General features: G+C 71.2%; 19 protein-coding genes and 1 riboswitch. Of the genes, 10 read left to right on the top strand and 9 right to left on the bottom strand.

The features are described from left to right. Window positions 1-5 precede the first annotated feature (5 nt). Window positions 6-866: a sigma-70 family RNA polymerase sigma factor gene (locus SRB17_RS30650; RefSeq protein WP_194294184.1), complete on the top strand. Its 861-nt coding sequence runs from the start codon at window positions 6-8 to the stop codon at window positions 864-866. A 28-nt stretch (window positions 867-894) separates the two neighbouring features. On the opposite strand, the gene SRB17_RS30645 is transcribed toward SRB17_RS30650, so the two are convergent. Both SRB17_RS30645 and SRB17_RS30640 read right to left on the bottom strand, forming a co-directional pair. After that, complete coding sequence (locus tag SRB17_RS30645) at window positions 895-1353, bottom strand: GNAT family N-acetyltransferase (RefSeq protein ID WP_153543368.1); 459 nt, start codon at window positions 1351-1353, stop codon at window positions 895-897. A 50-nt stretch (window positions 1354-1403) separates the two neighbouring features. Next, window positions 1404-1922 carry a flavin reductase family protein gene (locus SRB17_RS30640; RefSeq protein ID WP_323376510.1) on the bottom strand — a complete coding sequence of 173 codons (519 nt, stop codon included), beginning with the start codon at window positions 1920-1922 and terminating at the stop codon, window positions 1404-1406. A 386-nt stretch (window positions 1923-2308) separates the two neighbouring features. On the opposite strand from SRB17_RS30640, the gene cdgB reads away from it, so the two are divergent. Next, complete coding sequence (gene cdgB, locus SRB17_RS30635) at window positions 2309-3964, top strand: diguanylate cyclase CdgB (protein WP_153543367.1); 1656 nt, start codon at window positions 2309-2311, stop codon at window positions 3962-3964. A gap of 117 nt (window positions 3965-4081) precedes the next feature. After that, complete coding sequence (locus tag SRB17_RS30630) at window positions 4082-5017, top strand: carbohydrate-binding protein (protein WP_153543366.1); 936 nt, start codon at window positions 4082-4084, stop codon at window positions 5015-5017. On the opposite strand, the gene SRB17_RS30625 is transcribed toward SRB17_RS30630, so the two are convergent. The 3 genes from SRB17_RS30625 to SRB17_RS30615 all read right to left on the bottom strand — a co-directional run bounded on the left by SRB17_RS30625 (window position 5014) and on the right by SRB17_RS30615 (window position 8200). Beyond that, on the bottom strand, window positions 5014-5943 hold the full coding sequence (locus tag SRB17_RS30625; RefSeq protein WP_323376471.1) for a 1-phosphofructokinase family hexose kinase: 930 nt from the start codon (window positions 5941-5943) through the stop codon (window positions 5014-5016). The genes SRB17_RS30630 and SRB17_RS30625 overlap by 4 nt on opposite strands. Window positions 5944-6077: 134 nt before the next feature. Beyond that, window positions 6078-7223 carry an N-acetylglucosamine-6-phosphate deacetylase gene (nagA, locus tag SRB17_RS30620; RefSeq protein ID WP_153543365.1) on the bottom strand — a complete coding sequence of 382 codons (1146 nt, stop codon included), beginning with the start codon at window positions 7221-7223 and terminating at the stop codon, window positions 6078-6080. Beyond that, window positions 7223-8200 (bottom strand): ROK family protein, encoded by a 978-nt coding sequence (locus tag SRB17_RS30615; protein WP_416237104.1) that lies wholly within the window; start codon window positions 8198-8200, stop codon window positions 7223-7225. Before SRB17_RS30615 ends, nagA begins: the two co-directional genes overlap by 1 nt. 141 nt (window positions 8201-8341) lie before the next feature. On the opposite strand from SRB17_RS30615, the gene SRB17_RS30610 reads away from it, so the two are divergent. From SRB17_RS30610 to otsB, 3 genes are all read left to right on the top strand, one after another. Further along, entirely contained in the window at window positions 8342-9613 is a 1272-nt protein-coding gene (locus SRB17_RS30610; protein ID WP_323376470.1) for an extracellular solute-binding protein, read from the top strand. 37 nt (window positions 9614-9650) lie between these two features. Further along, window positions 9651-9875, top strand: coding sequence for a DUF3263 domain-containing protein (locus SRB17_RS30605; protein WP_153543364.1), 225 nt, complete (start codon window positions 9651-9653; stop codon window positions 9873-9875). A 174-nt stretch (window positions 9876-10049) separates the two neighbouring features. Further along, entirely contained in the window at window positions 10050-10883 is an 834-nt protein-coding gene (otsB, locus tag SRB17_RS30600) for a trehalose-phosphatase (protein ID WP_153543363.1), read from the top strand. Here the strand turns inward: otsB and SRB17_RS30595 are convergent. Then, entirely contained in the window at window positions 10871-12301 is a 1431-nt protein-coding gene (locus SRB17_RS30595) for an alpha,alpha-trehalose-phosphate synthase (UDP-forming) (RefSeq protein ID WP_153543362.1), read from the bottom strand. The two genes, otsB and SRB17_RS30595, sit on opposite strands and share 13 nt — an antisense overlap. Window positions 12302-12385: 84 nt before the next feature. Then, a complete protein-coding gene (locus SRB17_RS30590) occupies window positions 12386-13330 on the bottom strand; it encodes a glucosyl-3-phosphoglycerate synthase (protein ID WP_323376469.1) in 945 nt (314 codons plus the stop codon). A 162-nt stretch (window positions 13331-13492) separates the two neighbouring features. Then, window positions 13493-13634, top strand: a riboswitch (SAM riboswitch). 17 nt (window positions 13635-13651) lie between these two features. Here SRB17_RS30590 and thrC point away from each other — a divergent pair. From thrC to groL, 4 genes are all read left to right on the top strand, one after another. Continuing rightward, the gene (thrC, locus tag SRB17_RS30585) at window positions 13652-14935 is read left to right on the top strand and encodes a threonine synthase (RefSeq protein WP_153543361.1); all 1284 of its coding nucleotides are present in this window, start codon (window positions 13652-13654) and stop codon (window positions 14933-14935) included. An 84-nt stretch (window positions 14936-15019) separates the two neighbouring features. After that, window positions 15020-15295 (top strand): MoaD/ThiS family protein, encoded by a 276-nt coding sequence (locus SRB17_RS30580; RefSeq protein WP_153543360.1) that lies wholly within the window; start codon window positions 15020-15022, stop codon window positions 15293-15295. 433 nt (window positions 15296-15728) lie between these two features. Beyond that, on the top strand, window positions 15729-15935 hold the full coding sequence (locus SRB17_RS30575) for a cold-shock protein (RefSeq protein WP_019057200.1): 207 nt from the start codon (window positions 15729-15731) through the stop codon (window positions 15933-15935). Between the two features lie 347 nt (window positions 15936-16282). Further along, window positions 16283-17905 carry a chaperonin GroEL gene (groL, locus tag SRB17_RS30570; protein ID WP_031170937.1) on the top strand — a complete coding sequence of 541 codons (1623 nt, stop codon included), beginning with the start codon at window positions 16283-16285 and terminating at the stop codon, window positions 17903-17905. 287 nt (window positions 17906-18192) lie between these two features. Here the strand turns inward: groL and SRB17_RS30565 are convergent, their stop codons facing one another. Together SRB17_RS30565 and SRB17_RS30560 are read right to left on the bottom strand one after the other, a co-directional pair. Beyond that, window positions 18193-18828: a hypothetical protein gene (locus SRB17_RS30565; protein ID WP_153543359.1), complete on the bottom strand. Its 636-nt coding sequence runs from the start codon at window positions 18826-18828 to the stop codon at window positions 18193-18195. Then, window positions 18818-19333, bottom strand: a complete 516-nt coding sequence (locus SRB17_RS30560; RefSeq protein ID WP_153543358.1) for a SigE family RNA polymerase sigma factor — start codon at window positions 19331-19333, stop codon at window positions 18818-18820. The genes SRB17_RS30565 and SRB17_RS30560 overlap by 11 nt, the downstream gene beginning before the upstream one ends. Window positions 19334-19413 lie beyond the last annotated feature (80 nt).

Here is a 19413-nt window from a genome sequence, read left to right as displayed (position 1 = left end):
CCCCGATGAGTGACAACGAGCAGCAGCACCGCGACGACGCGTTTCTCGCCGAGCGATTCGAGGCGTACCGGGGGCATCTGCGGGCCGTCGCCTACCGGATGCTGGGCTCGGCCGCGGAGGCCGAGGACGCGGTGCAGGAGTCGTGGTTCCGGCTGAGCCGGGCCGACACGCATGGGGTGGACAACCTCGGGGGCTGGCTGACGACCGTCGTCGGCCGGGTCTGCCTCGACATGCTCCGCTCCCGCCGCTCGCGCGGCGAGGAGCCCCTGGACACCTGGCATCCCGGGGCCTCCGCCGAGCCGGACCCCGCGCAGGACGCCGTGCTCGCGGACTCGGTCGGGCTGGCGCTCCTGGTCGTCCTCGACACGCTCTCGCCGGCCGAGCGGCTGGCGTTCGTGCTGCACGATCTGTTCGGGGTGCCGTTCGAGGAGGTCGGCGGCATCCTCGGGCGCAGCCCGGCCGCCGCGCGGCAACTGGCCAGCCGGGCCCGGCGCCGGGTGCGGGGCGCGGAGGCGCCGGAGGCCGACCTGCTGCGGCAGCGGGAGGTGGTCGACGCGTTCCTGGCGGCCGCGCGGGAGGGGGACTTCGACGGCCTGCTGGAGGTGCTCGACCCGGAGGTGGTGGCGCGCGGCGAGGCGGGCGTGACCGCCGGTGCGGTGGGGGTCGCCTCCGGCGCGAAGAGCTTCGCCCATCTGGCCCGCGTGGCGCGTCCCGCGCTGGTCGACGGCGCGACGGGCCTGGTCGTGTACGCCGAGGGCCGCGTCGAGCGTGTCCTGACGTTCACCTTCGTCGCCGACCGCATCACGGCCATCGACATCCTGACGCATCCGGACGACCTGTCGGAGCTGACGATCGAGCCGGTGTAGCGCAGCCGCCCGCGCCTGCGAAGGACGACTACAGCGCCAGCACCCCCACCGTCTGCCCCCCGCTGGTCTCCCCGTTCTTGAGGAAGCCCAGCCGCAGATAGAACTCCTCGGGGCCGTCCGGGCCGGGGTGCCAGGTGACGTACAGTTCCCTGCCGCCCCGGCGGCGGATCAGGTCGGCGACGGAGCCGACGGCGAACCTGCCGTACCCGCGGCCCTGTTCCTCGGCGGCGATGTTGAGGCGCCACAGGCCCGAACGGCGCACGCTGCCGTCGCCGCGCCAGTCGATGTCGAGGAAGGCCATCAGGAACCCGACCGGCCGGTCACCGTCCACGATCAGCCGGGGCCAGGCCACGCCGGCGGGGTGGACGTACGCCTCGGCCAGGGACTGCACGACCGGCTCGACCGCGTGTTCCTGGTCGGGGCGGATGCGCAGGCCGATCGCGGCGTCGAAGTTCGCGGGGGTGAGTTCTTCCAGACGAGGGGTCATCCGCGCAGCGTAGGAAGGCAGATCCCCTCCGAGCCACGCATTATCGGCGCTCAGCCCAACTGCCGGTACCGGCCCCGGAAGTACAGCAGCGGCCCGCCCGCCGCGCTCGGTACCTGCGCGGTCAGGACGCGGCCGATGACGAGGGTGTGGTCGCCGGCCGTCACCCGCTGTTCGGTGCGGCACTCGAGGGTGGCCAGCGCGCCGCCCACCAACGGGGCGCCGGTGGCCTCGCCGCGGACGTAGGGGATGTCCTCGAAGAGCAGACGGTCGCTGATGCGGCCCTTCATGGCGAAGCGACCCGCGACGTGCCGCTGGCTCTCGGTGAGGACCGACACCGCCCACAGGGGCTGTTCGTCGAGCAGGTCGTCCATGCGGGAGCCCGTACGCAGGCTCACCAGGACCAGCGGCGGGTCGAGGGAGACGGACATGAAGGCGGTGGCGGTCATGCCGACGTCCTCCATGCCCGGCGCGTCCAGGTCGTCCGGGTCCAGCGGCGGCTCCTGCGCGGTCACCAGGACCACTCCGGCGGCCAGCCGGGACATGGCGGCCCGGAACTCGTCGTTGCTCACCCCCTCAGCATGCCCGGAAGCGGCGGCGGTGGGTGAGGCAGTCTTCAGCACGCCCGAAACGCTAGTCTCCGCCCTGCACGGGCCGCATCGGGCCCTGGCCCGAGCCGGGTCCTAGGACCAACGGAGGACCGCTGTGTACGTCGTGTGAACAGACCCCAAAAGCTTGCGTTCAGTAAACGCACGCGGAAACACAGAAACCCCACTCAATTGTTCATGTTTGGCTGTGACTTGAGTCACAAGGGCCAGGAATTGTTGACCCTGTGTACCGAGTGAGCAGCGCGCTGTGATTCAGTGGCGGGGAAGCTGGAACGCACCGTAAGAGGCACCCTTAAGAAGCGCCGAACACAACCCTTGATTCGCTGCGAGGTCTCGGGGGGAGGGCGAGCATGGAGACCGAGTCGGAGCCGTATGTCCGCCTTGCGTCCCTGCGGCAGCTGCACCAGGTCATGGCCGACATGAACACGGCACGCAGCCTGGCCGACACGCTGCAGACGGTCGCCGACGGCGTCGTACAAGCCCTCGGGTACGAGATGGCGTGCGTGAACCTCGTACGTCCGGACGGCGATCTCGTCGTCGCCGCGTTCTCCGGGAACTCCGCCGCCGAGGCCCTGATCACCGGCCGGGTCGGCTCCCGCGAGTCCTGGGACCGGCGGCTGAACATGGGCGAGCGCTGGGGCGACCTGGTCTTCATACCGCACACCGAGGGCTGGGTGCTGGACGACGACGACGTACCCCAGTGGTTCACGGACGGGCCCGCACCCCGCTTCGAGGACGAGTGGCACCCCTCCGACCGCCTCTTCGCCCCCATGTACACACCGGGCGTGCAGGGCGGTTCCTGCGGCGAGCTGCTCGGGGTCGTCTCCGTCGACCGGCCGCGCAACGGCCGCCACCCCGGCGCCTGGGGCCGCGAGGCCCTGCAGATGTACGCCTTCCAGGCCGCCATCGCGATCAGCAACGCGCGTCTACGTGCCAACATGCAGCGCGCCCTGGTCCGCCTGGAGCGCGAGCAGCAGGCGCTGCGGGCGAGTGAGGAAAGCTTCAGGCAGGCGTTCGAGTACGCCCCGTCCGGCATGGCCATCGCCGAGATGGGCGGCGACCAGCACGGCCGCATCCTGCGCACCAACGACGCCCTGTGCCGCCTGCTGGGCCGCCCGGCCTCCGCGATGCGCCGCTACTCCTTCTCCGACCTGGTCCACCCCGAGGACATCGGCACGCTGCTGCGGACCTCGGCGGAGGGCGGCCGCGCGGAACTCCGCCTGGGCCGCCGCGATGGCTCCTACGTCTGGGTGAGCCTGCGCAACAGTGTCGTCGCGGACGCCGCCGACGGCCCCCGCTTCCTCCTCACTCACGTCGAGGACATAGAGGAACGCAAGCGGCGCGAGCTGCAGCTCGCCCACCGCGCCTCCCACGACTCGCTCACCGGCCTGCCGAACTCCGCCGAACTGCGCGCACGCCTCGCGGCCCGGTTGTGCCGGCGCCCGGCCCACGCCGGTGAGCTGGAGTCCCTGGACGCGGCCTACAGCCACCCCGCCTTCGACGCCCCCGCGGCCCACGGCTTCGACTACCGGCCGGGGACGGAGGCGTACGACGCCTTCGACCACCACGTCCACACCGTCGCCCCCGAGGACGGCCGCGACGACGGCACCAAGGGCCTCGCGGTGCTCTTCTGCGACCTCGACGGCTTCAAGTCGATCAACGACCGCTTCGGGCACAACGCGGGCGACGCGGTGCTCATCGAGGTGGCGCGCAGGTTGTCGCGCGGGGTCCGCGACGGCGACACGGTGGCCCGCCTCGGCGGCGACGAGTTCGTGATTCTCGCCGACGGCCTGGGCCGGGCCGACGCCCAGGACCTCGCCGTACGGCTGCGCAACGAGATCATCCAGCCGATCAGGGCCGAGGGCCGGGCCGTCCGGGTGGGCGCGAGCTTCGGTATCGGGTGGGCGCACTGCGGCATGACGGCGGACGAAGTGTTGAAGTCCGCTGACGAGCGGATGTACGTAGAGAAACGATCTCGTCCCAAACAACACCGCCGTGCCGGCTGATCCCCAGGTCAGCGAGTCGATGCGGTGCGAGTCACCCGTTTGGGTCGGTGAGAGCGGGTAGGCTCGCCTTTCCAGACCTGTACCGCATCCACCCGCACCTGCTGAGGAGACCTAGGGATGACGCCCGGCGAAAACGGCCCGAGCACGCCCGAGGACGACGACCCGTTCGGCTATCTGTACGCCGACGGCCAGGCCAGAGGCGCCCAGCCGCCGTCCGGCGGTTACGGCTACCCGAACTCGGTCAGCAGGGTGCGCGCGGTCGGCGAGCGCCAGTACGGCCAGCAGCAGGCGACCTACGGCCAGGGGGTGCCGCAGCAGCAGGGCACCTACGCCCAGCCGAACGCCTACTACCAGGCCCCCGAGACCCTCCCCGGCGGCGCCCCGCCCAGCACCCCCCGCTCCGCCCCGCCCGCACCGGGCCGCCGCGGCCCGAACACCAGGGGCCTGCTGATCGGCGCGATCGCGGTGGTCGCCGCGGTCGTGATCGGCATCGGCGTGGCGATGCTCAACGGCAACGACGACAACAAGACCCACAACCAGGCGGGCGGCACCCCGACCCAGTCCCAGAGCCAGAACCCGAGCCCGTCGGGCAGCAACTCGGCGGGGAGCGGTGAGCTGAAGACCGACGCGGCCGCCAGCGGCATTCAGCTGGCCGGCGGCGCGGCGAAGGCCTCGGACGTCAAGGGCGCCCAGAGCTCCGACGGCAGCTACGTGGGTGGCCTGAACACGGTCGGCGCCTCGATCACCTGGACCGTCGCCAACGTCCCCTCGGACGGCGTCTACACCCTGTTCACGCACTTCAGCGTGGCCGGTCCGGACCAGAAGATGACGGTCAGCATCAACGGCAAGCCGTTCGCCACCGGGCTGTCGCTGCACAACTACGCGCACGCCAAGGACGGCGACTACGCCAACGGCTGGACCACGACCTACGTGTGGCCCACCCTGAACAAGGGCTCCAACACGATCACCATCTCCTGCCAGCCCGGCGACCAGTGCAACGCGCTGATCGACCAGCTGTGGCTCCAGCAGGGCCAGCACACGCGGAGTGGCTAAGCCGCGCTGACCACCCCGGTCACCGCCACCCGCCCCCGCAACTCCTCGTACACGGCGGGGTCGAGCTCGCCGGCGGCCGGGGCCTGGACGGTCGCCGCCGACAGGGCGACCGCTCGGCTCAGGCGGTCCGGCCACGGGAGCTGCTCGACGAGCCCCGACAGCAGGCCCGCCACCGCCGAGTCGCCCGCGCCCGTCGGGTTGCCGTGTACCAGGGTCGGTGGAGTGGCGCGCCAGCGGCCCTCGGGGGTGACGGCCAGGAGGCCCTTCGGGCCGAGGGAGGCGACCACCGCCTGGGCACCGCGGCGCCGCGCGTCCTGGGTGGCGCGCAACGGCTCGTGGGAGCCGGTGAGTTCGGCCAGTTCGCCGGCGTTGGGTTTGATGAGGTCCGGGCGGGCGGCCACGCCGCGGCGCAGTGGTTCGCCGCTGGTGTCGAGGAGCACCGGGACGCCGGCAGAGCGTGCGGCGCGGACGAGGTTGGCGTACGCCCCCACCGGTACCCCCGGCGGCAGGCTGCCGCACAGGGCCACCGCCGAGGTGCCGGCCAGCAGCTCCTCGTAGCGGTCGAGGAAGGCGCCCCACTCGGTCGGTGCTATCTGCGGGCCCGGCTCGTTCAACTGGGTCGTGTCGCCGGAGAGTTCGTCGACGATCGCGACCGTGCGGCGGGTCGCCCCGGCGACCGGGAGCAGCGCGTCCGTCAGCCCCGGCACGTCGGCCAGCCGTTCGCGTATCGCCCGGCCCGTGCCGCCGCCCGCGAACCCCGTGACCGTCACCTCGTGGCCCAGCGCGGCCAGCACCCGCGCCACGTTCACGCCCTTGCCGCCGGGCCGTTCGATGACCTCCGACACCCGGTGCGAGGCGTGCGGGCGCAGTGACCGGACGCGATAGGTCAGGTCGAGAGCGGTGTTCAGCGTGACCGTGAGGATCACCCCGGCCGGCCTCCCTCGAAGTCCCTTGCGCCCGGCATCGCGCCTGTCATCGGTTTCCGGGGCACGATCATGCCAAACAGACGGCGGCCGGCCCAGTCACGAGTCGGCCGCCGTCCACGGAAAAGACGGGCAGATCAGGCCAGTTGGGGCGGGATCACCACCCACTCGCCCCGCCGCATCACGCCCTTGAGGCCGAAGTCCGCGTCCAGCACCAGCAGGTCGGCGTCCTTGCCCGGCTCCAGCGAGCCGATGCGGTCCGAGAGGCCCAGGAGACGGGCCGGGGTGACGGACAGGGCCTGTACGGCGTCCTCGACGGACAGCCTGTCGACGGTCACCGCCCGCTTGAACGCGCGGTCCAGGGTGAGCGTGGAGCCCGCGATCGAGCCGCCCTCCACCAGCCGGGCCACGCCCTCGCTGACCTCGACCTCCAGCGGGCCGAGCATGTATCGGCCGTCGCCGATGCCGGCCGCGTCCATCGCGTCCGTGATGAACGCGACCCGGTCCGCCCCCGCGCGGTGGAAGGCCAGCTCCAGTGCGGCCGGGTGGAGGTGGGTGCCGTCGTTGATCAGCTCGACCGTGACCCGCTCGTCCTCCAGCAGGGCCGCGATCGGGCCGGGGGATCGGTGGCCGAGGGTGGGCATCGCATTGAACAGGTGCGTGGCGACCGTGGCGCCCGCGTCGATGGCCTCGACCGTCTGCTCGTACGTGGCGTCCGTGTGACCGACGGCGGCGATCACGCCGTGCTCGGCGAGGAGGCGTACGGACTCGATGCCGCCCGGCAGCTCGGCCGCGAGGGTCACCATCTTCGCCTTGCCGCGCGCCGCGTCGATCAGCTTGCGGACCTCGGCCGGGTCCGGGTCGCGCAGCAGTTCCTCCGAGTGCGCGCCCTTGCGGCACGGCGAGATGAACGGCCCCTCGAAGTGGATGCCGGCGATCTCGCCCTGCTCGGCCAGCTCGCTCAGCAGCCCGGCCTGGCGGACCAGCAGGTCCATCTCGTCGGTGACGGTGGAGGCCACCAGGGTGGTGGTGCCGTGCAGGCGGTGCGTGCGGATCGCGGTGAGGATCTGCTCGGCGGTACCGGAGAAGGACGCACCGCCGCCACCGTGGTTGTGGATGTCCACGAACCCCGGTACCAGCCAGTGGCCGGTCACGTCGATCACCTCGGCGTTCCCGGGAGCGGTAGCGGCGATCTTCGTACCCGCGACGACCACACGCCCGTCGTCCAGGACCCCGCTGGGCAGCACCACCCGAGCACCTGCGAGAACCAAGCTGGGAGCCATCAGGCAGTTACCTCCGAGGGGTCGGTGGAGTCGGGGTCGGGGTCGGTACGGACGGGGCCGCCGGTGTCGAGGAGATCGCGGGCGAGCAGGCCCGCGCCCAGGCAGCCGGCCGTGTCCCCGAGGGCGGCCGGGACAATGGCCGGCAGCTTCTGGAAGGTGACTCGTCGCCGCACGGCGTCCCGCAGTGGCTGGAACAACACTTCCCCCGCCTCGGCGAGACCGCCACCGATGATCAGGGTGCGCGGGTCCAGCAGGGTGAGCGCGGTGACCAGGCCGTCGGCGAGCGCGTCGACCGCCTCCTGCCAGACCCGAACGGCGTTCGGGTCGCCGGACGCGACGGCTTTGGCGCAATCCGCGGCGTCCGCGTCCGGGTCCCCGCAGGCCGCCGCCCAGGCCTCGCTGACGGCGGACGCGGAGGCGTACCGCTCCAGGCAGCCGTGCTGCCCGCAGGGGCAAGGGGTCCCGCCGGGGCGTACGACCACGTGCCCGATCTCGCCCGCGAAGCCGTGCGCGCCCGCCTCCACCCGGCCGTCGATGCCGATGGCGCCCGCGATCCCGGTGCCGAGCGGCACGAACAGGAATCGGTCGGCGCCCTTGCCCGCGCCGATCCGGCCCTCGGCCAGGCCGCCGGTGCGCACGTCGTGGCCGAGGGCGACGGGGATGCCGAGCCGTTCGCCGAGCAGCGCGCGCAGCGGTACGTCCCGCCAGCCGAGGTTGGCCGCGTAGGCGGCGATGCCCCGCTCCTCGTCGACGATGCCGGGGACCGCGATACCGGCGGCGACCGGGGCCTCGCCGTAGTGCTCGGCGCCGTACGCGTGCAGGTCGGCGGCGAAGTCGAGGATCGCCCTGACCACCGCGTCCGGTCCGCGCTCGCGTCCGGTGGCGCGGCGGGCGCGGTGGAGCAGCTCGCCGTCGTCGCCGACGAGGGCGGCCTTCATCCCGGTACCGCCCACGTCCAGGGCGATGACATGTCTCACCACGGCCCTAGTGTGGCCCTCCGACCCGCGAGAGGTCTAGTCCACTCACGTGGTGTAGACCTTATCTGTCCATATGTTGAACGGTCAGACAGCAGGGTTGGGGCTTTGAGGGTGCGTCGGCGTACGGCAGGAACGATCGCGGTGGTGTCCGCACTGGGCATGACGGCGGTCCTCGGCGGCTGCGGGAGCACGGGCTCCTCCGACGTCACCTTGAGACTCGTCGCCGCCGACTACGGCGACTCCGCCGCCGACAGCTCCCAGAAGTACTGGGACACCCTGGCCAAGGAGTACGAGTCCAAGCATCCCGGTGTGAAGATCGACGTCAGCGTGTACTCCTGGAACGACGTCGACGCCAAGGTCAAGGACATGGTCGCCGCCGGCCACGCCCCCGACCTGGCCCAGATCGGCGCCTACGCCGACTACGCGGCCGCCGGCAAGCTCTACCCGGCCTCCGACCTGCTCTCCATCCGGACCCAGGCCGACTTCCTCTCCCAGCTCTCCGACGCCGGGCAGTGGAACCACACGCAGTACGGCATCCCGTTCGCCGCCTCCACGCGCGTGCTCTTCTACAACAAGACCCTGTTCGCCAAGGCAGGCATCACCCCGCCCACGACCTGGGACGAGCTGGCCGCCGACGCCAAGGCGCTCAGGGACAAGGGCGTGAAGTACCCCTTCGCGCTGCCGCTCGGCCCCGAGGAGGCCCAGGCGGAGACCATGCAGTGGCTGCTCAGCGGCAGCAGCGGCAGCAGCGGCAACAACGGCGGCAGCGGCTACACCGACGACATCGGCACCTACACCATCGACTCCGGGCCGAACGTCCAGACCTTCACCTGGCTCAAGGACGACCTGGTCGACAAGGGACTGACCGGGCCGGTCGCGCCCGGCAAGCTCAACCGCGCGACCGCCTTCGCCGCCTTCGCCGACGGCCAGGTCGGCATGCTCAACGGGCATCCCACGCTGATCCAGCAGGCCGAGAAGAAGGGGGTGAAGTTCGGCATGGTGCCGATGCCGGGGCGCACCGGCACGTCCCGGGCCTCGATGGGCGTGGCCGACTGGATGATGGCCTTCAAGCAGAACGGGCACCGCGACCAGACAGGCGACTTCCTCGACTTCGTCTACACCGAGAAGAACGTCCTGGCCTTCTCCCGCGAGTACGGCCTGCTCCCGGTCACGGGCTCCGCGTCCAACGCCATGAGCGCGTCGGACTCCGCGCCCGACAAGGCCCTGCACCCCTTCCTGGACCAGCTGCCCACCTCCGAGCTGTACCCCGTCGGCAAGACCTCCTGGGCGTCGGTCAGCGCGGCCGTGAAGCAGGACATCGGCCAGGCCGTCGCCCCCGGCGGCGACCCCGCCGGCGTCCTGACCCGCCTCCAGGCGACGGCGACGGCGGCGGACAGCAGCGCCAAGAACTGAGCGCGCGCTGTCAGTCCCCACGACTACCGTGACTCCCATGGACCTGCCGCCCCGCGAACAAGCCATCCTCGCGCTGGAGCGCCGGGGCTTTTCCGGCCCCGGCGCGAAGGAGCGCGCGATACGCGAGGAACTGGGCCTGTCCCCGGTCCGCTACTACCAGCTCCTGAACGCGCTGCTGGACGACGAGCGGGCACTGGCGGCGGACCCGGTGACGGTGAACCGCCTGCGCCGGGTGAGGGAGGCGCGGAGAGCAGAGCGCTGAGCCGGGGCGGTGGGCGCCCCGAAGGGGCGCGGGGAAGTGCGCGACCAGCCACGACGTACCCCGCACTCGCGCACGGTCTTGCCTGGCCCGGCGGGTGGGCGAAACGGGGCGCGGTGGCGGAGCCGTCCGCGCAGCCCAGGAGTGAGTCCGGCCGAGCCTGGATAGTGTCGCGGTATGGACCCTCTGCCGACCCCGCAGACCCAGCCCGGCCGGGACGGACTCGCCGCGCTCCTCGCCAAGCCGAGCGCCGCGACTGTCGGCCTGGACTTCGACGGCACGCTGGCCCCCATCGTCGCCGACCCCGAGCAGGCCCGCGCCCACCCCGACGCCGTACCCGCACTGGCGGCCCTGGCTCCCAAGGTCGCCTCCGTCGCCGTGATCACCGGCCGCCCCGCCGGCGTCGCGGTCCGCCACGGCGGCTTCGCCGGCGTCCCCGGCCTGGAGCACCTGACCGTCCTCGGCCACTACGGCGCCGAACGCTGGGACGCGGTCACCGGCACGGTCACCGCCCCGCCCCCGCACCCCGGCGTCGCGGCGGCCCGCGCCGAGCTGCCGGGCGTGCTGGACCGCGCCGGCGCCTGGCACGGCACCTGGATCGAGGAGAAGGGCCGCGCGGTCGCGGTGCACACCCGCCGCGCCGACGACCCGCAGGCCGCGTTCGACGCCCTGCGCGGCCCCCTGGCCGACCTCGCCGCCCGTCACGGGCTGATCGTCGAACCCGGCCGCCTCGTCCTGGAACTGCGCCCGCCGGGCATGGACAAGGGCGTGGCCCTCGCCGACCACGTCCGCAGGACCGGCGCCGAGTCCGTCCTCTACGCCGGCGACGACCTCGGCGACCTCCCCGCCTTCGCCGCCGTCGACGAACTGCGCGCCGACGGCGTCCCCGGCCTGCTGGTCTGCAGCGGCAGCACGGAGGTCACGGAACTGGCGGAACGCGCCGACGTGGTGGTCGACGGCCCGGCCGGTGTCGTGCACCTGCTGCGGACCCTCGCCGCTCAGCTGGACTGAAGCTCCTCCAGCGCCTCCAGCTGCTGAAGGAACCACTGGGCGGGCGGCAACGCGGTCGCGGCCGCGGCCAGCCGCTTCGACCGCTCCGCCCGCTCGCCCGCCGGCATGCTCAGCGCGGCGTGCAACGCGTCGGCCGTGCCCCCGATGTCGTACGGGTTCACCACGAGCGCGTCGGCGCCCAGCTCCTCGTACGCCCCCGCCTCCCGCGACAGCACCAGCGCGCAGCCCTCGTCGGAGACGACCGGCACCTCCTTGGCGACCAGGTTCATGCCGTCCCGGATCGGGTTGACCAGCGCCACGTCGGCAAGCCGGTACGCGGCCAGGGAACGGGCGAAGTCGTCCTTGACGTGGAGGACGACCGGCGTCCAACCGGGCGTGCCGTAGGTCGAGTTGATCTCCTCGGCCACCCGCCGCACCTCGGCCGTGTAGTCCCGGTACACGGCGAGGTCCTGCCGCGACGGATACGCGAACGCGACATGCACCACCCGCTCACGCCACTCGGGGTGATCGTCCAGCAGCTGCCGGTACGCCAGCAGGCCGCGCACGATGTTCTTGGACAGCTCGGTGCGGTCGACGCGCACGATGGTCCTGCGGCCTGCACCGATCTGCTCGCGCAGCGCCGCCATCCGCTCGTCCACATCGGGCTCATGGGCCCGCTTGCGCAGGAAGTCGGCGTCCGCTCCGAGCCCGTGCACCCCGACCCGCACGGCCGGGGCCCCGGGTCCCAGTACCTCGTGGCAGCACTCCGTGAACGCGTCCGCCCAGCGCCTGGTCAGGAACGCCGCCCGGTCCGCGCCCAGGATGCCGTGCAGCAGCTCGGCGGCGATGTCGTCGGGCAGCAGCCGGAAGTACTCCGGCGGCGCCCACGGCGTGTGCGAGAAGTGCCCGATCCGCAGGTCGGGGCGCAGCTCGCGGAGCATCCCGGGCACCAGACACAGGTGGTAGTCCTGGACCAGCACCGCCGCTCCCTCGGCCGCCTCCTCGGCCAGGGCCTCGGCGAACGCCCGGTTGTAGGCCTCGTACGACGCCCACTGTCGCCGGAACTCCGCGTCGAAGACCGGCTCCAGCGGGGTCTGGTACAGCATGTGGTGGACGAACCAGAGCACCGAGTTGGCGATGCCGTTGTAGGCGTCCGTGTGCACCGTCGCGTCGATGTCGAGCATCCGCACCAGTTGCCCGCCGGTCGCCTCGACGGAGAGCCGGCGCCCGCCGTGGGAACGCCGTACGGCCTCCCGGTCCGCGTCGCTCAACGCGGCGCACACCCACACCGCGCCGGCGTTCGGCCCGATGGCAGACAGCCCCGACACCAGCCCGCCGCCGCCGCGCCTGGCGTGCAGCGAGCCGTCCTCGCGCAGTTCGTACGAAACGGGGCCGCGATTGGACGCGACCAGCACCTCAGCACCCCGCGTGGAAGCCATGGTCCTCAACCTAGCCCGGCCCGGAAACGCTCAAACGTACGCACACGCCCGGCACGCCGCCGTATACGACCGCGGCTGCCGGTTTCACGCCACCCGGCGCTCGGCGTACTCGGCGATCTCCACCATCGGCGGCCGTTCCTCGGTGTCCACCGAGTAGGTGCGCGGTTCGAAGCCGTCCTCGCCACGATCGAACTGGGTGAGGGAGGGGCGGATCAGATGGCCCCGGGCCAGCCGGAGCTGGGCCGTGCGGTAGATCGCGGCGGCCATCCGGCCGAGGGCCTGTCCGTCCTGGTGGCGGTGCTTGCGCACCCCCACGTCCACCTGGGCCAGCGCGTCCAGCCCCACCAGGTGCAGGGCGTCCACCAGCATGCCCAGCTCCACGCCGTACCCGACCGGGAACGGCAGCTGTTCCAGCAGCGAGCGCCGGGCCGCGTACTCGCCGCCCAGCGGCTGCACGAAGCCGGCCAGCTGCGGCCAGTGCATGTTCAGCAGCGGGCGGGCCATCAGCTCGGTGACCCGGCCGCCCTGACCGGCCGTCCCGGCGAGCGGACGGTCGTACATGCCCTTGACCAGGTCCACCCCGGGCTCGGTGAGCAGCGGGCCGACGATGCCGGAGACGAAGTCGGAGGAGAACTCCCTCAAGTCCGCGTCGATGAAACAGACGATGTCCCCGCTGGTCACCAGCAGCGAGCGCCACAGCACCTCACCCTTTCCGGGGACGGCGGGGATGCGGGGCAGGATCTCGTCCCGGTGAACGACCCGCGCGCCCGCGGCGGCGGCGACCTCGGAGGTGCGGTCGGTGGAGCCGGAGTCGACCACCACGATCTCGTCGACGAGCGGGACCTGCTCGACGAGGTCGTGGCGGATGATGGCGACGATGTCGCCGACCGTCTCCTCCTCGTTGAGCGCGGGCAGTACGACGCTGATCGTCTGGCCGGTGCGCTGCTTGGCGGCCAGGATCCGGTGGAGCGGGCGATCGGCCACGGACCAGGAGCGGGTGGCCAGCCAGCGCTCGACTTCTTCCAGCACGGTCTGGGGCTCCTCACTGTTCGTGATCGCACGGGCTGCACCGTGTGATCCATCTCGCGGTTCGGACGACTATCTCAACTGTCCTGGCCTTCGGTTACAGTCTTGAACAACGCCGATGACCATCGCATGTCGGGGGTCAAGGTGCGCAAAACAACCGCATACCGCTCATCCAGAGGGGCAGAGGGACACGGCCCGATGAAGCCCCGGCAACCCTCCAGTCGGTACTCGTTCTCCAGCGAGGCTCCCGGCTAGGGAAGGTGCCAAATCCGTCTCACGGCGAGATGCGTCGTGAGGAAGATGAGGAGAAAGGGCCTCGCCTCCATGGCTGTGCAGACAGTTGCAAGCTCCACCGATTCCACCGTCGACCTCGGTCCCGCCGCGGCCCTGAGCTGTCGCGAGTGCGGTCACCGCGTCTCCCTCGGCCCGGTGTTCGCCTGCGAGGAGTGTTTCGGCCCGCTGGAGATCGCCTACGACTTCTCCGCCTACGACACCGAAGAGCTGCGCCGCCGCATCGAGGCCGGCCCCGCGAACATTTGGCGGTACGCGCCGCTGCTGCCGGTGCCGGCCGACGTGGCCGACAAGCCGAACCTGAACCCGGGCTGGACCAAGCTGGTCAAGGCCGACAACCTCGCGCGTGAGCTCGGCGTCACCGGCGGCCTGTACGTGAAGGACGACTCCGGCAACCCGACCCACTCCTTCAAGGACCGCGTGGTCGCCCAGGCCCTGGAGGCAGCCCGCGCCTTCGGCTTCACCACCCTGTCCTGCTCCTCCACCGGCAACCTGGCCGGTGCGGTGGGTGCCGCCGCCGCCCGGGCCGGCTTCCGCTCCTGCGTGTTCATCCCGCACGACCTGGAGCAGGGCAAGGTCGTCATGGCCGCGATCTACGGCGGCGACCTGGTCGGCATCGAGGGCAACTACGACGACGTGAACCGCTTCTGCTCCGAGCTGATCGGCGACCCGGCCGGCGAGGGCTGGGGCTTCGTCAACGTCAACCTGCGGCCGTACTACGCGGAGGGCTCCAAGACCCTCGCGTACGAGATCTGCGAGCAGCTCGGCTGGCGGCTGCCCGACCAGATCGTGGTCCCGATCGCCTCCGGCTCCCAGCTCACGAAGATCGACAAGGGTCTGCAGGAGCTGATCAAGCTGGGTCTGGTCGAGGACAAGCCGTACAAGATCTTCGGTGCGCAGGCCGAGGGCTGCTCGCCGGTGTCGACCGCCTTCAAGGCAGGACACGACGTCGTACGGCCCCAGAAGCCGAACACCATCGCCAAGTCCCTCGCCATCGGCAACCCGGCCGACGGGCCGTACGTCCTGGACATCGCCCGCCGCACCGGGGGTGCCGTGGAGGACGTGACGGACGAGGAAGTCGTCGACGCCATCAAGCTGCTGGCCCGCACCGAGGGCATCTTCGCGGAGACGGCGGGCGGCGTGACCGTCGGTGTCGCCCGCAAGCTGCTCAAGGACGGCGTCCTGGACCCGACGAAGACCACGGTGGTCCTCAACACCGGCGACGGCCTGAAGACGCTGGACGCGGTGGCCGGTACAGGACTCACCGCGACCATCCGTCCCAACCTTGAGTCGTTCCGGGACGCTGGTCTCGCGTAAGTCGTTTTTCGTCTGCGGGCCGCGGGGGCTGGTCGCGCAGTTCCCCGCGCCCCTTTGGGGCGCCTACCTGACCGGAGGTCTTACATGAGTGTCACTGTCCGCATCCCCACCATCCTGCGCACCTACACCGGCGGTCAGGCCGAAGTGGCCGCCGAGGGCGCGACTCTCGCCGAGGTCATCGCCGACCTGGAGAAGAACCACACCGGGATCGCCGCGCGCGTCCTGGACGACCAGGGCAAGCTGCGCCGGTTCGTCAATGTCTACGTCAACGACGACGACGTCCGCTTCGAGCAGGGCCTGGAGACGGCGACCCCGGAAGGCGCCGGCGTCTCGATCATCCCGGCCGTCGCCGGCGGCTGACCGTTACCGTAGGTAACTTCGGTTACGCATTGTTCATCGAATTGCCTCCTCCGTGAGAGAAGCGGAGGAGGCAATTCTGTGTGATTGAGCGCGGTAGAGTTGGGGAACGCGCTCCCGGTGCGACCGGTCGGGAGCCCTGTATTCGTTCCGCACGCCCGATAAGAAGTAGCCAAAGTGCGCGGGTTTTATGCGGCTTTTGTGGCGGTTTGTGGGGCCGGACTTGCCCTGAAGTCTGGTGAATTTTCCGCACATTCCGGACCGTTCCCGTCCAGAATTCTCGTCCGATTGACCTGTTGCAGACGGCAGTTGGACAGATACATTCAGCCGCGGTCGACGCGTTCCGGCGCACGCCCCCGAACCGATGGGGGGCGAGGTCTGACCCGGGTCCGCGAAGTGTGGATCTGTGCAAGGGCCAGTAATAGGGGAGTTAGGCATGGCTCAGGGCACCGTCAAGTGGTTCAACGCGGAGAAGGGGTACGGCTTCATCGCGGTCGACGGTGGTGCGGATGTTTTCGTCCACTACAGCGCGATTCAGATGGACGGTTACCGCACCCTGGAAGAGGGGCAGCGGGTCGACTTCGAGATCTCGCAGGGTCAGAAGGGCCCGCAGGCGGACATGGTCCGGCTGGCGACCAGCTGAAGCACGCGTCGACTGTCAGCGACGTTCTTCGTTCATCTTCGAAGGGCCCGCACCTCGCTCGGGGTGCGGGCCCTTCGCCATGCCCGGGGCGCCCGTGTGTCATGCCCCGGGTGCCCGTGTTCGCGGGCGGCCGGCGGGGACGCCGTACCCCGTAGGCGCTTGCACTCGACCATGCCGAGTGCTAATCATTGGCGTTAGCACTCTGAAGGTGAGAGTGACAAAGATGGACCGGGTCGGTGAGGCCCGCAGGCCAAGTGGGGCAAGGAACCACAGGCCGGCGAGCCGTCCGTCGCGGGCGCGGGCGCGGTCCGAAGGAATCACCCCCAGTCCTGGAGGGACCACTTCACATGGCCAAGATCATCGCGTTCGACGAGGAGGCGCGGCGCGGCCTCGAGCGCGGCATGAACCAGCTCGCGGACGCCGTCAAGGTGACGCTCGGCCCCAAGGGTCGCAACGTCGTCCTCGAGAAGAAGTGGGGCGCCCCCACGATCACCAACGATGGTGTCTCCATCGCCAAGGAGATCGAGCTCGAGGACCCGTACGAGAAGATCGGCGCCGAGCTGGTCAAGGAAGTCGCCAAGAAGACGGACGACGTCGCCGGTGACGGTACGACCACCGCGACCGTGCTCGCCCAGGCCCTGGTCAAGGAAGGCCTGCGCAACGTCGCCGCCGGCGCCAACCCGATGGCTCTGAAGCGCGGTATCGAGAAGGCCGTCGAGGCCGTCTCCGCCGCCCTGCTGGAGCAGGCGAAGGACGTCGAGACCAAGGAGCAGATCGCCTCCACCGCGTCCATCTCCGCCGCCGACACCCAGATCGGCGAGCTGATCGCCGAGGCCATGGACAAGGTCGGCAAGGAAGGCGTCATCACCGTCGAGGAGAGCAACACCTTCGGCCTTGAGCTCGAGCTCACCGAGGGCATGCGCTTCGACAAGGGCTACATCTCCGCCTACTTCGCGACCGACATGGAGCGCATGGAGGCGTCGCTCGAGGACCCGTACATCCTCATCGCCAACTCCAAGATCGGCTCCGTCAAGGACCTGCTCCCGCTCCTGGAGAAGGTCATGCAGTCGGGCAAGCCGCTGCTGATCATCGCCGAGGACGTCGAGGGCGAGGCCCTGTCGACCCTGGTCGTCAACAAGATCCGCGGCACCTTCAAGTCCGTCGCCGTCAAGGCCCCGGGCTTCGGTGACCGCCGCAAGGCCATGCTCGGCGACATCGCCATCCTCACCGGTGGCGAGGTCATCTCCGAGGAGGTCGGCCTCAAGCTGGAGAACGCGACCCTGGACCTCCTGGGCCGCGCCCGCAAGGTCGTCATCACCAAGGACGAGACCACCATCGTCGACGGTGCCGGCTCCTCGGAGCAGGTCAACGGCCGCGTCAACCAGATCCGCGCCGAGATCGAGAACAGCGACTCGGACTACGACCGCGAGAAGCTGCAGGAGCGCCTGGCGAAGCTCGCCGGCGGTGTCGCGGTCATCAAGGCCGGTGCCGCCACCGAGGTGGAGCTCAAGGAGCGCAAGCACCGCATCGAGGACGCCGTCCGCAACGCGAAGGCCGCCGTCGAGGAGGGCATCGTCGCCGGTGGCGGCGTGGCCCTGCTGCAGGCCTCCCAGGTCTTCGAGAAGCTGGAGCTCGAGGGTGACGAGGCGACCGGCGCCAACGCCGTGCGCATCGCGCTCGAGGCCCCGCTGAAGCAGATCGCCGTCAACGCCGGCCTCGAGGGCGGTGTCGTGGTGGAGAAGGTGCGCAACCTGACCCCGGGCCACGGCCTGAACGCCGCGACCGGCGAGTACGTCGACCTGGTCGCCGAGGGCATCATCGACCCGGCGAAGGTGACCCGTTCCGCGCTGCAGAACGCCGCCTCCATCGCCGCGCTGTTCCTCACCACCGAGGCCGTCATCGCCGACAAGCCGGAGAAGGCCGCCGCGCCGGCCGGTGGCGGCATGCCGGGCGGTGACATGGACTTCTGATCGACCTGACGGTTGATCGCCTGTCCTTGAGACCGAGGGCGGCACGTCCAGCTTCTGGCTGGGGGTGCCGCCCTCGGGCGTTCACCGGGACCGGTCGGCGTAGTGGCGGGCTAGGCCCTGTCGTCAAACTCCCGCCTGCCCCGCGACGCCATGCACGCACTCTCGCCGCACCGGACCCAGGCCCAAGTACATCCAGTACGAGGGCCAGGGTCCGGCACGCCGAGAGCACGCACCTGACGCCGCAGGGCCCGCCCTTCGGGCGGACGGCTGGAGTTTGACGACAGGGCCTAGGTCCGCGGCGCGATCGCCACCGACAGCGTGTCGCCCGGCTCCAGCCTGTTGTAGAGCCACAGGGCGTCCTTCGTGTCGAGCCCGATCCAGGTGCCGCCACGGGGCGTGCAGGCGAGCGAGCCGACGTAGAGGCTGGACCTGTCGGCGCCGCGGAGTTCGACCACGTAGGGTTCCGCCGCTTTGCAGGCGTCCTTGGTGAGTTCGCCGACCGAGTCCCGTTCGAGGTCCAGTTTCGCGGAGACGGTCAGCAGGCCGGCGGAGACGGGGGACAGGCGGCCCGAGGTGATGGGCAGGGCCCGGCCGTCGACGCTCACGGTCCGCTTCGCGAAGTTCACCGTGCCGGTGACCGGGGTCGCGACGGGGGATGAGGCGGACGGGGACGGGAGGCGGGGAGAGGCGGCCGGGGCCTGGCGGTGGGCGGGGGAGCCGCCCGCGTTCAGCGTCAGGGCGAATGCCGCCAGAGCGAGCGTCGCGGCGCCCGCGCCGACGGCGAGGGCCGTACGACGGCGGCGGCCCCGGCGGACGGCGCGGCGCCGGATCTCGGGGGCGGCGACGGGCGGCGGGGTCTCGCCCGCGGTGGCCAGCTCGCGCAGCGAGGAGCCCAGTCCGTCCGAGGTGAGGTCATCCGACACGGCCGCCCTCCTTCCGTACCGGCTCATCCGTCTCGTCCGTGCCCAGCTGCTTCGCCAGTGCCGCCCGGCCCCGGGACAGCCGGGCCTTGACCGTGCCCACGGGCGCGCCGGTCTCGGAGGCTACCTGCTCCACACTCAGGTCGCACAGATGGTGCAGGACGATCGCCAACCGCTGCGCCTGGGGCAATTGGCGCAACGCGGCCACCAGCGCGGTGTGTTCGGGGCCGGGCCCCGGCGTCGACTCGGGCGGGGCGTGCCGTCGTACCAGTTCCAGCCAGCGCCTGGCCCGCCGCCAGCGGCTGACGGCCAGCCGTACGGCGACCGTGCGGATCCAGGCCTCGGGGGCGCTGTCGGCCAGGAAGGACTTCCGCCGGTCCCAGGCGCGTACGAACGCCTCCTGCACCACGTCCTGGGCCTCGCCGTGGTCTCCGGTGAAGGCGTAGAGCTGCCCGGTCAGGCGGGGGAAGGCGGCCGCGTAGAAAGCGTCGAACTCGTCCTCGGTCATGCCCTCCGCCGGAGTCTCTCGATTCCCGTGCAACCCGCCCGCCCCCGCCGTGCGTACAGGTCCCGTAGGCCACACGTGGC

The organism is Streptomyces sp. RB17 (assembly GCF_009604455.1).
Lineage (GTDB): Bacteria > Actinomycetota > Actinomycetes > Streptomycetales > Streptomycetaceae > Streptomyces.
Note: the sequence above shows the minus strand (reverse complement) of the source record. Positions and strands in the feature narration are given on the sequence as shown.

Bases quoted from the DNA above. Each gene is read 5' to 3' on its own strand.
- SRB17_RS30575 (WP_019057200.1), top strand. From the start codon at position 15,729: ATGGCTCAGGGCACCGTCAAGTGGTTCAACGCGGAGAAGGGGTACGGC.
- otsB (WP_153543363.1), top strand. From the start codon at position 10,050: ATGGACCCTCTGCCGACCCCGCAGACCCAGCCCGGCCGGGACGGACTC.
- SRB17_RS30595 (WP_153543362.1), bottom strand. From the start codon at position 12,301: ATGGCTTCCACGCGGGGTGCTGAGGTGCTGGTCGCGTCCAATCGCGGC.
- cdgB (WP_153543367.1), top strand. From the start codon at position 2,309: ATGGAGACCGAGTCGGAGCCGTATGTCCGCCTTGCGTCCCTGCGGCAG.
- SRB17_RS30580 (WP_153543360.1), top strand. From the start codon at position 15,020: ATGAGTGTCACTGTCCGCATCCCCACCATCCTGCGCACCTACACCGGC.
- SRB17_RS30605 (WP_153543364.1), top strand. From the start codon at position 9,651: ATGGACCTGCCGCCCCGCGAACAAGCCATCCTCGCGCTGGAGCGCCGG.
- thrC (WP_153543361.1), top strand. From the start codon at position 13,652: ATGGCTGTGCAGACAGTTGCAAGCTCCACCGATTCCACCGTCGACCTC.
- nagA (WP_153543365.1), bottom strand. From the start codon at position 7,223: ATGGCTCCCAGCTTGGTTCTCGCAGGTGCTCGGGTGGTGCTGCCCAGC.
- SRB17_RS30645 (WP_153543368.1), bottom strand. From the start codon at position 1,353: ATGACCCCTCGTCTGGAAGAACTCACCCCCGCGAACTTCGACGCCGCG.
- groL (WP_031170937.1), top strand. From the start codon at position 16,283: ATGGCCAAGATCATCGCGTTCGACGAGGAGGCGCGGCGCGGCCTCGAG.
- SRB17_RS30560 (WP_153543358.1), bottom strand. From the start codon at position 19,333: ATGACCGAGGACGAGTTCGACGCTTTCTACGCGGCCGCCTTCCCCCGC.
- SRB17_RS30630 (WP_153543366.1), top strand. From the start codon at position 4,082: ATGACGCCCGGCGAAAACGGCCCGAGCACGCCCGAGGACGACGACCCG.
- SRB17_RS30650 (WP_194294184.1), top strand. From the start codon at position 6: ATGAGTGACAACGAGCAGCAGCACCGCGACGACGCGTTTCTCGCCGAG.